The organism is Streptomyces sp. NPDC048461, assembly GCF_055587105.1.
The window spans coordinates 26501-40875 of record NZ_JBVJGW010000004.1; the positions used below are offsets into that span (position 1 = coordinate 26501).

A 14375-nucleotide genomic window follows, 5' to 3' on the forward strand; every position below is an offset into this window, starting at 1 on the left:
GGTCTGTGGGAGGGCGAGGCCCCCTGGCGGCGGTGCACCGGATTCCCCCGGGTGAAGGGGAGGGTCCCGGGACCGGTCCGCGCCCCGGACGGGGGGAGCGGACCGGCCTCGGGGTCTTGATCAGGAGAGCGAGGCGATGACTTCGCGGACCTTGGCGTTGATCTCGGCGGGGATCGGCGCGTAGCCGTTCTCCAGGAGGACCTTCTGGCCGGCGTCCGAGGCGGTGTAGTTCAGGAAGGACTTGACCGTGGGCAGGGTCTCGGCCTTGTTGCCCTTGTCGCAGACGACCTCGTACGTCACCAGGACGATCGGGTACGCGCCCTCGGCCTTGGTGGTGTAGTCCAGCTTCAGCGCCAGGTCGGAGCCGGTGCCGGAGATCTTGGCGGCGGCGATGGCCTTGGAGGCGTTCTCGCCGGTGGCCGGGACCGGGGCGGCGGCGCCCGTGTTCAGGTCGACCGTCTTGATGTTCTGCGAGCTGGCGTAGGAGAGCTCGAAGTAGCCGATCGCGCCGTCGACCTGCTTGACCTGGGTGGCGACGCCGGAGGAGCCGGAGGCGCCGAGGCCGCCCGGGGCGGCCCACTTCTTCGCGGCCTCGTGCGGCCAGGCGTCGGGCGCGGCGGCCTTGAGGTACTTGGTGAGGTTCTCGGTGGTGCCCGAGTCCTCGGAGCGGTGGAAGTGCTGGATGGCGGTGGGGGGAAGCGTGACGCCGGGGTTCAGCTTCTTGATCGCCTCGTCGTCCCACTTCTTGATCTTGTCGTTGAAGATGTTGGCGATCGTGGCGGCGTCGAGGTTCAGCTTGTCGACGCCGGCGACGTTGAAGCCGAGGGCGATGGGGCCGCCGACCATCGGCAGGTCGACGCCCTGGCCGCCGGTGCAGATCTTCTTGGACTCCTCGACCTGCTCCGGCTTCAGCGCCGAGTCGGAGCCGGCGAAACCGACGGTGCCCTGGTTGAAGGCGACGATGCCCTCGCCGGAGGAGGAGGACTTGTAGTTCACCTCGACGCCGGAGCAGGCGGCCATGTAGTTCTTCACCCACAGGTCGACCGCGTTCTTCTGCGCGGACGAGCCCGAGGCCAGGAGCTTGCCCTTGGCCCCGTCGCACTTGATGTCACCCGCGGCGGCGGCCGACGGCTTGCCGCTGGCGGAGCCGTTGTCCTTCGTGTTGTCGTCCGAGCCGCACGCCGTGAGGACCAGGGCGCCGGACACGACGAGCGCCCCGAGGGCGGAGGCACGAAGCCGGTTCTTGCGCTGAAGCTTCACTTTCGGGTGTTCCTTCCAGAAGCCGCCGGCCGCTTTCTGTGTCGGGGCGGCGTGCGAAGAGGACTGCTACGTCGGGGTGCCCGGCCGGACTGCCTGACCTGCGGGCGTTCGCACCGTGCACCACCGAAATTAGGCCGGACAGGTGAAGCGGCCGACCGGTGCGAGTGAACGGACGGTGAACCGTGGCGGACGACCCGGTGCGTTCGGGCCGGACCGCACCCCGGCGTAAGTATCCGTTATCCGCCCGTTACCTCGGGCGCGGAGCGATCGCCGGCTCCGGCAGCCAGACGTGCCGGAAGGCGGCGCGGGCGGCCCCCGCCGCGTGCCGCTGGTCCGCGTGCAGCACCCCCAGGGCGTAGGCCGTGGCCGGGGCGATGCGCGGGGTGCGGGCCGCCGTGGCCGAGGCGGCGGCGGCCTCGGCGGCGTCGCGGTGGCGGTCCAGGGCCTCGCCCGCGGCGACCGCCCGGGCCACGTCCTCGCCGAGCGCCTCGCGGGCGTACCGGTGGATCCGCAGCAGTCGGCGGACCTCGTGCCAGAGCCCGTCGTGGTCCGCGTCGTACGGGTGCCCGCCGTCGGCCGGGGGCAGCGCCGCGACCGCCGCGGACAGGCGGGTTTCGGCCACCGCCGCGAGCGGGAGCAGGACCTCCTCGACCCGCCCCCGGGCCGCGACGGGGTCCAGCGGGACGTCCGAGGCCAGGACGGCGACCGCGTCCGCCACCGCGTGGAAGCGGGCGGAGCCGAGGGCCTGGAGGGTGGCCGAGTGGGCGCGCGTACGGGCGAGGGTCAGCTGGCGCTCCAGGAGCGCGCCGGCGCGCGCGGAGCCGACCGTGAGCGCTCCGGCCGAGGCGCCGCGCGGGGCCGGGACCTCGGGGGTGCCCGAGAGCCGGTGCAGGGCGTCCATCAGCCGGGTCAGCCGGGCGGCGTACGCGTGCTCGTGCGCCAGGGTCGAGGACAGCCACACCAGCTCGGTGCGCAGCCCGTCCGCCCACGCGGACTCGGTGACCACCCGGAAGGTCGCCAGGGAGCCGCTGATGCGGCGCGCGGCCCCCCGGAGGCCGCGCGCCGCCTCGAAGCGGCCGGCGGAGTCGGCGCCGCTCGCCGGGCTCTCGCCGTGCAGGCGCAGTCCGCGCAGGAAGGCGGTGGCCTGGGAACGCAGGAACGCGGCGAGCACGTCGCCCGCGCCCGCCATCGGGTCATGGTTTGGCTGAGCCACGCCGGCGCCTCCGGGCGTCTATGAGCATCTCCTGTACGTGCCGCAGCGGCTGGCCCTCGGAGTCCGTGCTGTGCCGGGTCCATTCGCCGTCCGGGCCCAGGTGCCAGGAGGAGGTGGCGTCGGACATGCCGGTCTCCAGCATCCGGTCCAGTGCCGCGCGGTGGGCCGGGTCGGCGACCCTGACCAGTGCCTCGATGCGGCGGTCGAGGTTGCGGTGCATCATGTCGGCGCTGCCGATCCACACCTCGGGCTCGCCGCCGTTGCCGAAGGCGAAGACCCGGGAGTGCTCCAGGAAGCGGCCGAGGATCGAGCGGACCCGGATGTTCTCCGAGAGCCCGGGGACTCCGGGCCGCACCGCGCAGATGCCGCGGACCCAGATGTCGACCGGCACGCCCGCCTGGGCGGCCCGGTAGAGGGAGTCGATGAGGGCCTCGTCGACGATCGAGTTCATCTTGAGCCGCACGTACGCGGGCCGGCCGGCCCGGTGGTGGGCGGCCTCCTTGTCGATCCGCGCGATCAGCCCGTCGCGCAGCGAGCGCGGGGCGACCATCAGCCGGCGGTAGGTCTCGCGGCGCGAGTAGCCGGACAGCCGGTTGAAGAGGTCGGAGAGGTCCGCGCCGACCTGCGGGTCCGCGGTGAGCAGGCCGAGGTCCTCGTAGAGCCGGGCGGTCTTGGGGTGGTAGTTGCCGGTGCCGACGTGGGAGTAGCGGCGCAGCTGGTCGCCCTCCTGGCGGACGACGAGCGACAGCTTGCAGTGCGTCTTGAGGCCGACGAGGCCGTACACGACGTGGCAGCCGGACTCCTCCAGCTTGCGCGCCCACTTGATGTTGGCCCGCTCGTCGAAGCGGGCCTTGATCTCGACCAGCACGAGGACCTGCTTGCCGGCCTCGGCGGCGTCGATCAGGGCGTCCACGATCGGGGAGTCGCCGGAGGTGCGGTACAGCGTCTGCTTGATCGCGAGGACGTCCGGGTCGGCGGCGGCCTGCTCCAGGAAGGCCTGGACCGAGGTGGAGAAGGAGTCGTACGGGTGGTGCAGCAGCACGTCCCGCTCGCGCAGCGCCGCGAAGATGTCGGGGGCGGAGGCGGACTCGACCTCGGCGAGGTCCCGGTGGGTGCCGCCGACGAACTTCGGGTACTTCAGCTCCGGCCGGTCCAGCGAGGCGATCCCGAAGAGGGCGGTCAGGTCGAGGGGGCCGGGCAGCGGGTAGACCTCGGAGGAGTTGACCTTCAGCTCCTGCACGAGGAGGTCCAGGACGCCCGGGTCGATGGACTCCTCGACCTCCAGGCGCACGGGCGGCCCGAAGCGGCGCCGCATGAGTTCCTTCTCCAGGGCCTGGAGGAGGTTCTCGGCGTCGTCCTCCTCCACTTCCAGGTCCTCGTTGCGGGTCACGCGGAACATGTGGTGCGCGAGCACCTCCATGCCGGGGAAGAGCTCCTCCAGGTGCGCGGCGATGACGTCCTCCAGCGGGACGTAGCGCTGCGGGGAGGCCTCCAGGAAGCGGGAGAGGAGCGGCGGGACCTTGACCCGGGCGAAGTGGCGGTGGCCGCTGACCGGGTTGCGCACGACGACGGCCAGGTTGAGGGACAGGCCGGAGATGTACGGGAACGGGTGCGCGGGGTCCACGGCCAGCGGGGTCAGCACCGGGAAGATCTGGTTCCGGAACAGCGTGAAGAGGCGGGCCTGCTCCTTCTCCGTGAGGTCGGGCCAGCGGATGAGGTGGACGCCCTCCTCGGCCAGCGCCGGGCAGATGTCCTGCTGGAAGCAGGCGGCGTGGCGGGCCATGAGCTCGCGCGAGCGGGTCCAGATGAGGTCGAGGACCTCACGGGGCTGCAGGCCTGAGGCCGAACGGGTGGCGACGCCGGTCGCGATGCGGCGCTTGAGGCCGGCGACGCGGACCATGAAGAACTCGTCGAGGTTGCTGGCGAAGATCGCCAGGAAGTTCGCGCGCTCCAGCAGGGGCGTCGTCGGGTCCTCGGCGAGCTCCAGCACCCGCTCGTTGAAGGCCAGCCAGCTGCGCTCGCGGTCGAGGAAGCGGCCCGGTGGCAGCTCGCCGCCGTCCTTGTCCTCGTAGGCGTCCAGGTCGGCGTCGAGATCGGGTTCGAGATCGACGTGCGGGCGGTGCGCGGAGATGGAACCTATCCGCGCGTGCGCGCCCGTGACGGAGGCGGGGGACGTGTGAGACGGGTGCTGGGAGGGGACCTCGGTGGGGCCCGCGCTGGGCTGGTGGCTCATGACTCCATTCTTCCGCGCAAGCGGCAGGACAGGCGCGTCGGACGTGTCGGCCGTCAGTCGGAGTCGGGGCTGCATGCCGGGAGGGTCGCAAGCGCGTCTTAATGCCCGGTGAATGGCGTGTGGCTTCCCGGGTCCGGCTGGCGCACGAGTCGCTTCCGCGGGGGTGGGCGGGGGTGTACGGGGGCCCGGGCCGGGGCCCGTGCGGGGCTTGGGGGTACGGGGTCCCGTGCCGGTTCCGTGCCGGGGCCGGGGCGGCGAGGGCGTGCCGGGGCCCGTGCGGGGCCGTTGCCGGGGCTCTGCCCCGGACCCCGCGCCTCAAACGCCGGCGGGGCTGGATTGGCGCGGCCTCGTGGCCGTGTGCGGCCGGGTGGGGGTGGAGGTTCGGGGCGGGGCTGGATTGGCGCGGCCTCGTGGCCGTGTGCGGCTGGGTGGGGGTTCGGGGCGGGGCTGGATTGGCGCGGGCTCGTGGCCGTGTGCGGCCGGGTGGGGGTTCGGGGCGGGGCTGGATTGGCGCGGGCTCGTGGCCGTGTGCGGCCGGGGGGGCTGGGCCCGGGCGGGCCCCGGGGGGGGGGCCCGGCCGGGGTCAGCTTTCGGTGCGGTACATCAGGTCCACCTCGTGGGTGGTGAAGCCGAGGCCCTCGTACACGGCGAGGGCCGCCGGGTTGTCGGCGTCCACGTACAGCATCGCCGTGGGCAGGCCCCGGTCCGCCAGGTGGCGCAGGCCGATCGCCGTGAGGGCCTTGCCGAGGCCGCCGCCCTGGGCGCCGGGGCGGACGCCGACCACGTACACCTCGCCGAGCCGGTCCGCGGCGTGCACCTTCGTCCAGTGGAATCCGACGAGCTCGCCGTCGCGCTCCGCGAGGAAGAAGCCCTCGGGGTCGAACCACGGCTGGGCGATGCGGTCGTTCAGGTCGCGCTGCGTCAGCGAGCCCTGCTCGGGGTGGTGGGCGAAGGCGGCCGCGTTCACGGCGAGCCAGGCCGCGTCGTCCGCGCCGGGGACGAAGGTGCGCACGGTCACCCCGGCCGGCGGTGCGGCCTCCGGCAGGGGAGCCGCGTCGGCGCCGAGGGGGCGGCGCAGCTGGCGCAGTTCGCGGAAGAGGGTCAGGCCGAGGACCTGCGCCAGGTGCCGGGCGGCGGACTTGCCGCCGTGCGCCCACACCCGCAGCCGCTTGCCGGAGCCGGCGAGCAGGGCCGAGCCGAGGGCCCGCCCGTGTCCGCGTCCGCGCAGGGCGGGGTGGACGAGGAGTTCGGCGGCCGGGGCCTCGACCGGGTCGGTGTCCTCCAGCTGCCCGTACCCCGCGAGCCGGCCGTCCGCGGTGAGCAGGAAGTGCCGGATGCCCTCGCGCGGGCCGCCGCGCAGCTGGAGGCGGCCCTGTTCGGAGACGGCGGTGGTGCCGTCCGTGCGCGCCGCGTCCTCGATCAGGGCGAGTACGGCGTCGGCCTGGTCCTCCGTCAGTTCGTCGAGGGTCTCAATCTGCCGTCCCGGCTCCAGGGCCGCTGCTGCGTCAGTCATGGCACGAGCCTACGACCGCGGGGACCCGGCGGTGGAGCGCGGCCCGGGCGCCGGTCCGTCTTCTGCGCGTAACCACCTCGATACCCGTACCCCCCTGTCGCGCTACGCGCGTTGACCATAGGCTTCGGCGGACCTCCCAAGCTGTCTCGCTGTCCACAAAGGGGAACAAATGTCAGCGACGCCACAACGGCTCCGCCGCTCCCGCCGGTTGACCCTCACCGCCCTCGCCGTCACGGCCGGGGCCGGGGTGATGGTCGCCGCCGCACTGCCGGCCGGTGCCGCGAGTGGTGGCGGTGCGGCCAAGAGCCGGACCGTCGATGTGCAGATGCTCTCGTTCAACGACTTCCACGGCACCCTGGAGCCCCCGCAGGGCTCGTCCGGCACCGTCACCGAACGTCAGGCCGACGGCACCACCAAGGCCATACCCGCGGGCGGGGTCGAGTACCTCGCGACCAGCCTGCGCGAGGCCCGCAAGGGCCACGAGTACTCCGTCACCGCCGCAGCCGGTGACATGATCGGCGGCAGCCCGATGCTGTCCGGGCTCTTCCACGACGAGCCGAGCATCGAGGCGCTGAACAAGCTCGGCCTCGACGTCTCCGGCGTCGGGAACCACGAGTTCGACGAGGGCAAGACCGAGCTGCGCCGCATGGCGTACGGCGGCTGTCACCCCGTCGAGGGCTGTTACGAGTTCGGCAAGACCTTCACGGGCGCCGAGTTCCCGTACCTCGCGGCGAACGTGACGGACGCGAAGACGAAGCGTCCGCTGATGTCGCCCACCTTCGTCTGGAAGAAGGGGGACGTGAAGATCGGCTTCATCGGCGTCACCCTGGAGGGCACTCCGGACATCGTGACCGCCGAGGGCGTCAAGGGCCTGAAGTTCGGCGACGAGATCGAGTCGATCAACAAGTACGCGGCCGAGCTGAACAAGCAGGGCGTGAAGTCGATCGTCGCGCTGATCCACGAGGGCGGTCTGCCCGCCAACGGCGCGTACAACTACGACTGCGACGCCCCGGGCGCGGGCGCCGGCATCTCCGGTGCGATCGTCGACATCGCCAAGAACGTGGACCCGAAGGTCGACGCGCTGGTGACCGGCCACACGCACCAGGCGTACGCCTGCAACATCCCCGACCCGGCGGGTAACCCGCGCGCGGTCACCTCGGCCGCCTCCATCGGCCGCCTGTACACGGACACCACGCTGACGTACGACCGGCAGACCAAGGACATCGTCCGTACGCCGGTCACCTCGCCGAAGCCGGTCAACAAGGTCGTCACCCGCGAGCAGCCCAAGGCCGCGGACATGACCGAGCTGATCCAGCGCTGGAACGAGCTGGCGGCCCCGGTCGCCAACCGTCCGCAGGGCTTCATCTCGGCGGACATCCCGGGCCGCGGCTCGCCGGAGTTCGAGAAGCCGCTGGGCGACCTGATCGCCGACGCGCAGCTGGAGGCGCTGGCCCCGGCCGACAAGGGCGGCGCGCAGCTGGCGCTCATGAACCCGGGCGGCATCCGTTCGGACCTGGCCTACAAGGCCTCGGGCCAGGAGGGCGACGGCGTCGTCACCTACGGCGAGTCCTTCACCGTCCAGCCGTTCACCAACATGATGAACGTCGTGGACCTGACCGGCGCCCAGCTGATCACGACGCTCCAGCAGCAGGTCAGCGGCCCGGTCAACGGCCTGAGCCCGAAGATCCTGCAGGTGTCGAAGGGCTTCGCGTACACCCTGGACACGACGAAGGCCGGTGCGGACCGCATCGTCGTGGACTCGGTGAGGCTGAACGGCGCGCCGATCGACCCGGCGGCGACCTACCGCGTCGCGATGAACGAGTTCCTCGCGGGCGGCGGTGACGGGTTCACCGTCCTGAAGGAGCACAAGAACAAGCTGGTGGGCGCGTCCGACCTGGACTGCTTCAACGCCTACCTGACGAACAACTCCTCCGCGTCCGCCCCGATCGCCCCGCCGGCGGCGAACCGGATCACGGTCGTCAAGTAGTTCCTCCGCAGTACCCCGCGCAGTGCGCCCCGGAGGGGCGGTGGGCCCGACGGCCCGCCGCCCCTCCGGCGTTTCCCGTCGGGGAGGGGGTCAGAGGCCGGCCAGGAACGTCCTGACCGCCGTGGTGAAGCCCTCCGGGTCCTGGAACGGAACGTAGTGCTCCGTGTCGAGGCCGGCGTACGCCGTCCCCGGACGCCGGGCGACCATCGCGTCGGCCTGGGCCCGGGGCAGGGCCGTGCTGCGCAGACCGTGCACGAGCAGGGCCGGGCAGTCGCTCGCGAGCCAGGTGTCCCAGTGGGATCCGTACCCCTGCTCCACGGTGGCCAGGGTGTCCTGCGGGTGGAACGGCAGCCGCCAGCCGGAGCCGTCGGGGAGGGGTCGCAAGAAGGGGGCGACGCCCTCGCCGAACGGACCGCAGGCCTCGACGAGCTCCTCGCGGGTCTCCGCGGTGTACGGGAGGCCGGGCAGGAAGTCGAGGAAGCCGTGGCCGAGGGGGCTCGGGATCTCCACGGGGGCGTCGACGTTGACGAGCGCGCCGACCAGGTCGGGACGGTCGGCGGCCAGCCGGTAGGCGTTGAGTCCGCCGAGCGAGAAGCCGAGGACGGCCACGGGGGCGGCGGTGAGGCCGAGGTGTTCCAGCAGGGCGACGGCGTCGGCGACGTATCCGGCGCGGTCGTACGCGTCGGCGCGGTCGGAGTCGCCGTGGCCGCGCTGGTCGGGGGCGATGACCCGCCAGTCGTCGCCGAGGGCGGCGGCCAGGCCGGCGAAGTGCGCGCCTTCGGACAGGCCGCCGTGCAGGGCCAGGAGCGGGCGGCCGGGCCCGCCGAAGTCCAGGTAGGACAGGGTGCGGTCGTCGATCGTGAAGTCGTGGCGCATGTCTTCTCCCCGTTCGGTCTCTCGGTGGCCCCAGCCTGACAGGATTTGGGCAAGCGTGCAATACGTTCGTCTAGGGCGTTTGCCCAAAACCGGCCGCGGCTACGATCCGGCCATGGGAAATCGCGAGGACCTGCTGGCCGGAGCGCGCCGCTGCCTGGAGGAGAAGGGCTATCTGCGCACGACCGTGCGCGACATCGCCGCGGCCTCGCAGGTGAGCATGGCCGCGATCGGCTACCACTTCGGCTCGCGCGAGGCGCTGCTGAACCAGGTGCTCTTCGCGGCGATCGACGAGTGGAGCGACGCCGTCGGCGGGCTCGCGGGGGAGGGTGAGAGCGCCGAGGAGCGGTTCGCCGACATGTGGGACCGCAAGGTGCGCAACTTCGGCGAGCTGCGCTGGCTGTGGATCGCCAATGTCGAGGCCTTCGTGCACGCGCAGTCCTCGCCGGAGCTGCTCGCCGCGCTCGCCGCCGGCCAGCGCGCCGCCCGCCCGCACGTGGCCGCGCTGCTGCGGGGGGTGCCGGAGTCCGAGGTGACCGAGGCCGACGCCCGGAGCCTGGGATCGGTGCAGATCGCGCTGATGACCGGGGTGATGGTGCAGGCCCTGACGGATCCGGAGCGGGCGCCGACCGGCCGGGAGCTGGCGGCGGGGCTGCGCGGTCTGGCCGGGCTGCTGGACGACGGGGGCGCGGCCCGTACGCCGCCCGGATCCGGCACTACCGGTGGGTAGTATTCCTGAGGTGTCCACGCCATAATCCGCCCATCACTGGGTCGGCAAAGGGGCGGACATGGGACTGGACCGGCGGGCGTTTCTGGTCGGAGCACTGGCGGCGGGCACCGGCGCCGCGATGGGACTGGGGACGGCGGCGCCCGCCTCCGCCCGGACGCTCGGCACCCAGGACTGGATGGCGGGCCTCGGCGACGCCACGCCCCTCCAGCGGATGACCATCCCCGGCACCCACGACTCCGGCGCCACCAAGGGCGGTCTCTACGTCGCCTGCCAGAACACCTCGATCGCGCAGCAGCTGGACTCCGGCATCCGCTTCCTCGACGTCCGCTGCCGGGTGACAGGCGGATCGTTCGCCATCCACCACGCGGCCTTCTTCCAGGACCTGATGTTCGGCGACGTCCTGGTGGCCTGCTGGAACTTCCTCGCCGCCCACCCCTCCGAGACCGTCCTCATGCGGGTCAAGCAGGAGTACTCCGGCGACAGCGACGCCACCTTCCGCGCGGTCTTCGACGACTACCTCGACAACCGGGGCTGGCGATCGCTCTTCCGCATCGCCGACACCCTGCCCGCCCTCGGCCAGGCCCGCGGCAAGGTCGTCCTCCTCGCCGACAACGGAGGCCTGCCCGGCCTGCGCTACGGCGACGGCAACGTCTTCGACATCCAGGACGACTACAACACCGAGCCCTTCGCCAAGCGCGGCCGGATCGAGAACCACTTCCGCAAGGCCGTCCAGCAGCCCGGCAAGCTCTTCGTCAACTACGCCAGCACCGCCGCCTACATGCCGCCCCGCTGGAACAGCGACCGGCTCAACCCCCAGGTCCACGGCTTCGTCGACGGCGGCGAGATGGCCGGCCGCACGGGCCTCGGCATCGTCCCGATGGACTTCCCCAACACCCGGGGCGGCCTGGTCGCCTCACTGATCCGGCACAACTGACGGCGGCGGGGCCGGCGCGCCCGGGATGCGGAGCACCGCCTCCGTGCCCGGGCCGCCGTCCCGGGCCGCGCGCAGCTGCGCCGTGCCGCCCGCGCGCTGCACCGTACGGGCCACGATCGACAGGCCCAGCCCGCTCCCGGGCAGGGCGCGCGCCGACGGGGAGCGCCAGAACCGCTCGAAGACGTGCGGGAGGTCCTCGGCCGGGATGCCCGGCCCGTGGTCCCGTACGGTCAGCTCGCCCGCCCGCAGCGTCACCTCGACCGTGCCGCCCGGCGGGCTGAACTTCACCGCGTTGTCCAGGACGTTGACGACCGCCCGCTCCAGCGCGGGCGCCTCGCCCCGTACGTACCAGGGCTCCAGGGCGGAGCTGAAGTCCAGCTCCGGGCCGCGCAGCCGGGCCCGGGACAGCGCGGTCCCGGCGACCTCGTGCAGCGCCACCACCCCGAGCGGGCCGGGGGAGACCGCGTCCGGCCGGGACAGCTCCTGGAGGTCCCCGATCAGCGCGGCGAGCTCCGTCATCTGCGCCTTCACCGAGGCCAGCAGCTCCCTGCGGTCATCGGGCGGGATGGCCCGCCCGGTGTCCTCGCTGCGGGCGAGCAGTTCGATGTTCGTACGGAGCGAGGTGAGCGGGGTGCGCAGCTCGTGCCCGGCGTCCGCGATCAGCTGGGCCTGGCGCGCCTGGGAGGAGGCGAGCGCGGCCGTCATGGAGTTGAAGGACCGCGACAGGCGGGCGATCTCGTCGTCGCCGTCGTCGGGGATGCGTACGGTCAGGTCCTCGGTCCGGGCGATGTGCTCGACGGCGTCGGTCAGCTCGTCGACCGGCCGCAGCCCCGTACGGGCCACCCACAGCCCGGCCGCCCCCGCGCCGACCACGCCCACGCCGGACACGAACAGCAGCACCCAGGCCAGGGTGGACAGCGGCTTGTCGATGTCGGCGAGCGGCTTGGCGATGGAGATGCCGAAGACGGCTCCGCCGGACACGGCCTGCGCGGGCGTCGTGTAGACGCGCATGTCGACGCCGTCGGCGGTGGTGACGTCCTGCAGGGTGGCCCGCCGCTTGCCGGCCGCGATCTCCTTGTCGACGGCGGTCACGGGCAGGGTCGCCGGCCCGCTCACCCAGCAGTGCCCGCCCTGGGCGGTGACGATCTGGACGGTGGCGTTCAGGTTCCCGGCGATGTCCTGCTGCGACTCGGCGGGGCGGGTCACGCAGCGGCCCCCCTCCAGTACCCGTCCCACCTGCGGGTTCGGGTTGGTGGCCATCAGCGAGCGGTCCAGCTGGTCCCGCAGCTGGGCGCGGACCATCACCCAGGACACCGCCGCCACGGCGGCCACGGCGACCGCCACCGCGACCGCGACCAGCAGCGCCAGCCGGGAGCGCAGCGGCAGCGCGCGGAACCGGGCCGTCGGGCTCACTCGGGTCCGCTCTCGCCGGCGCGCAGCACGTACCCCACCCCGCGCACGGTGTGGACGACGCGGGGCTCGCCGCCGGCCTCGGTCTTGCGGCGCAGGTACATCACGTACACGTCCAGGGAGTTGGAGCTGGGCTCGAAGTCGAAGCCCCACACGGTCTTGAGGATCTGCTCGCGGGTCAGGACCTGGCGCGGGTGCGCGAGGAACATCTCCAGCAGGGTGAACTCGGTGCGGGTCAGCTCCACCGGCCGCCCGGCCCGGGTGACCTCGCGGGTGGCGAGGTCCATGCGCAGGTCGCCGAAGACCAGCGCGTCCTCGTGCCCGGCGCCGCCGGTCCGCGGGGCGGCGTACGAGCTGCGGCGCAGCAGGGCCCGGACCCGGGCGAACAGCTCGTCGAGCTCGAAGGGCTTGACGAGGTAGTCGTCGGCGCCCGCGTCGAGCCCGGTGACGCGGTCGCCGACGGTGTCCCGGGCGGTGAGCATCAGGACGGGGGTCACGCCGCCGGCGGCGCGCAGCCGGCGGGCCGCGGTCAGGCCGTCCATCCGCGGCATCTGGATGTCCAGCACGATCAGATCGGGGGCGTACGAGGCCGCCTTGTCGAGGGCGTCGATCCCGTCGACGGCGGTCTCCACGGCGTACCCCTCGAAGGCGAGGCTGCGGCGCAGGGCCTCGCGCACGGCCGGCTCGTCGTCGACGACGAGGATGCGCTGCTGGTCGCCTTCGGCGGCGTTCATGGATGCTCCCCCAGGGGTGTGCGGTCGGTGCGCGGCGGCGCCTTCCAGCCTCGCACGCCCTAGTAGGACGTGCCGAAGCCGTTCGCGGCGCCGCCGCCCGTGCCGCTGCCCGTGCCGTCGTCGCCGGTACCGGAGCCGGCGCCGCCGGGGCCGCCCTTGCGGAGGGAGTCGAGGTCGGCCTTGATGGTGTCGACCGGGATGGCGAAGCCGAGGCCGACGCTGCCGGCGCCGGCGCCGGCGCTGTCGCTGGAGGGGGAGTAGATCGCGGACGGCATGCCCACGATCTCGCCGTTCATGTTGACGAGCGCGCCGCCGGAGTTGCCGGGGTTGAGGGAGGCGTCCGTCTGGATGGCCTTGTACGAGGTGGTCTCCGACCCGGTGTTCCCGTTGAACTGCCGGCCGCCGTACGAGAACGGGAAGCCGCCGCCCTGCTGCCGGCTCTGCGGGGACTGCTGCTCCGACTTCGGCACGTTCACCTCGCGCTCCAGCGCGGAGACGATGCCGCTGGTGACGGTGCCGGTGAGACGGTCGGGGGAGCCGATGGCGACGACCTGGTCGCCGACCTTCAGACCGCCGGAGTCGCCGAGCTTGGCGGGCTTGAGGCCGCTCGCACCCTGGAGTTTGATCAGGGCGAGGTCCTTGGCGGGATCGGTGCCGACGATCTTGGCGGCGTACTTCTTGCCGTCGCTCATCGTCACCTGGATCTCCGAGGCGCCGCTGATCACGTGGTTGTTGGTGGCGATCTCGCCGTCCGCGGTGAGCACGATGCCGGAACCGGTGCCCTGGCCGGAGCCGGTGCGGGTGTCGATCCGGACCACGGAGGGGCTGACCTGCTCGGCGACGCCGGAGACGGTGCCGGTGCTGGACTGCGAGACGTTGGAGCCGCTGACCCCGCCCGCGGAGCCGGCGGCTGCGTGCCCTGCGAACTGCTGGACGGCGGCCGCGGTGCCGCCGCCGACGACGGCCGCGGCGAGCGCCACGGCGGCCAGCAGTGCGACCGGCCGCTTCGCCCGGGGCGCGGGCGCCGCGTGGGCGGGGCCGCTCCAGGCCGGGGTCTGCGGGGGCACCGTCTCGCCCTGGATCACGGGGGGCCGGTGCGCCTCGTGCCAGCCGGGGGCGGGGGCGGGCGGATAGGCGGGCGGCGGCGGGTACGAGGCCCCCGCCGCGTCCTGGGCCAGCCGGTCACGCCCCCGCTGCCAGTCCTCGCCGAAGGGCGGCTGCTGGGCCGGGCGGTTCTCCTGCGGGTACTCGCCTTCGCGGCGGAAGCTGTCGGTCATGTCCCCGACTCTGTCCGCGGATCATGAGAGCTTCCTGAGCCTGACCTGAGAAGCCCGACAGAACCGCGTATGCCCGATATAAGGGCCACCGCGACCCGGCTGACCGCCCCTCTGAAGCCCCCACCCCACCCCGCCACAACCTCAAACCCCAAACCCCCTTAAAACCGCCGAATCGGCACGTAAAGGGCGGCAGCAGCCACACTCAGCCCCG

At 73.0% G+C, this 14375-nt stretch carries 11 protein-coding genes; 3 read left to right on the forward strand and 8 right to left on the reverse strand.

The features are described 5' to 3' along the window. Nucleotides 1–120 precede the first annotated feature (120 nt). The 4 genes from pstS to mshD form a co-directional block, all read right to left on the reverse strand. Complete coding sequence (gene pstS / locus ACZ6S8_RS08255) at nt 121–1260, reverse strand: phosphate ABC transporter substrate-binding protein PstS (RefSeq protein ID WP_469453642.1); 1140 nt, start codon at nt 1258–1260, stop codon at nt 121–123. Nucleotides 1261–1507: 247 nt separating this feature from the next. Then, complete coding sequence (locus ACZ6S8_RS08260) at nt 1508–2449, reverse strand: CHAD domain-containing protein (RefSeq protein WP_469453643.1); 942 nt, start codon at nt 2447–2449, stop codon at nt 1508–1510. A gap of 4 nt (nt 2450–2453) precedes the next feature. Beyond that, nucleotides 2454–4706 carry an RNA degradosome polyphosphate kinase gene (locus ACZ6S8_RS08265; protein ID WP_469453645.1) on the reverse strand — a complete coding sequence of 751 codons (2253 nt, stop codon included), beginning with the start codon at nt 4704–4706 and terminating at the stop codon, nt 2454–2456. A 583-nt stretch (nt 4707–5289) separates the two neighbouring features. Next, complete coding sequence (gene mshD / locus ACZ6S8_RS08270) at nt 5290–6219, reverse strand: mycothiol synthase (RefSeq protein ID WP_469453647.1); 930 nt, start codon at nt 6217–6219, stop codon at nt 5290–5292. A 169-nt stretch (nt 6220–6388) separates the two neighbouring features. On the opposite strand from mshD, the gene ACZ6S8_RS08275 reads away from it, so the two are divergent. Further along, the gene (locus ACZ6S8_RS08275; protein ID WP_469453650.1) at nt 6389–8206 is read left to right on the forward strand and encodes a bifunctional metallophosphatase/5'-nucleotidase; all 1818 of its coding nucleotides are present in this window, start codon (nt 6389–6391) and stop codon (nt 8204–8206) included. 90 nt (nt 8207–8296) lie between these two features. On the opposite strand, the gene ACZ6S8_RS08280 is transcribed toward ACZ6S8_RS08275, so the two are convergent. After that, nucleotides 8297–9082, reverse strand: a complete 786-nt coding sequence (locus ACZ6S8_RS08280; protein WP_469453652.1) for an alpha/beta fold hydrolase — start codon at nt 9080–9082, stop codon at nt 8297–8299. A 112-nt stretch (nt 9083–9194) separates the two neighbouring features. Between ACZ6S8_RS08280 and ACZ6S8_RS08285 the strand changes: the two genes are divergently transcribed. Next, nucleotides 9195–9809 (forward strand): TetR/AcrR family transcriptional regulator, encoded by a 615-nt coding sequence (locus ACZ6S8_RS08285; RefSeq protein ID WP_469453654.1) that lies wholly within the window; start codon nt 9195–9197, stop codon nt 9807–9809. Nucleotides 9810–9867: 58 nt separating this feature from the next. Further along, on the forward strand, nt 9868–10743 hold the full coding sequence (locus ACZ6S8_RS08290; RefSeq protein ID WP_469453656.1) for a phosphatidylinositol-specific phospholipase C: 876 nt from the start codon (nt 9868–9870) through the stop codon (nt 10741–10743). On the opposite strand, the gene ACZ6S8_RS08295 is transcribed toward ACZ6S8_RS08290, so the two are convergent. Genes ACZ6S8_RS08295 through ACZ6S8_RS08305 form a run of 3 tightly spaced genes read right to left on the reverse strand, consistent with a single transcriptional unit; the run spans nt 10723 to nt 14164 of the window. Beyond that, a complete protein-coding gene (locus ACZ6S8_RS08295) occupies nt 10723–12156 on the reverse strand; it encodes a sensor histidine kinase (protein WP_469453658.1) in 1434 nt (477 codons plus the stop codon). The genes ACZ6S8_RS08290 and ACZ6S8_RS08295 overlap by 21 nt on opposite strands. Next, nucleotides 12153–12887, reverse strand: coding sequence for a response regulator transcription factor (locus ACZ6S8_RS08300; RefSeq protein WP_469453660.1), 735 nt, complete (start codon nt 12885–12887; stop codon nt 12153–12155). Before ACZ6S8_RS08300 ends, ACZ6S8_RS08295 begins: the two co-directional genes overlap by 4 nt. A 59-nt stretch (nt 12888–12946) precedes the next feature. Further along, nucleotides 12947–14164, reverse strand: a complete 1218-nt coding sequence (locus ACZ6S8_RS08305) for a S1C family serine protease (protein ID WP_469453662.1) — start codon at nt 14162–14164, stop codon at nt 12947–12949. Nucleotides 14165–14375 lie beyond the last annotated feature (211 nt).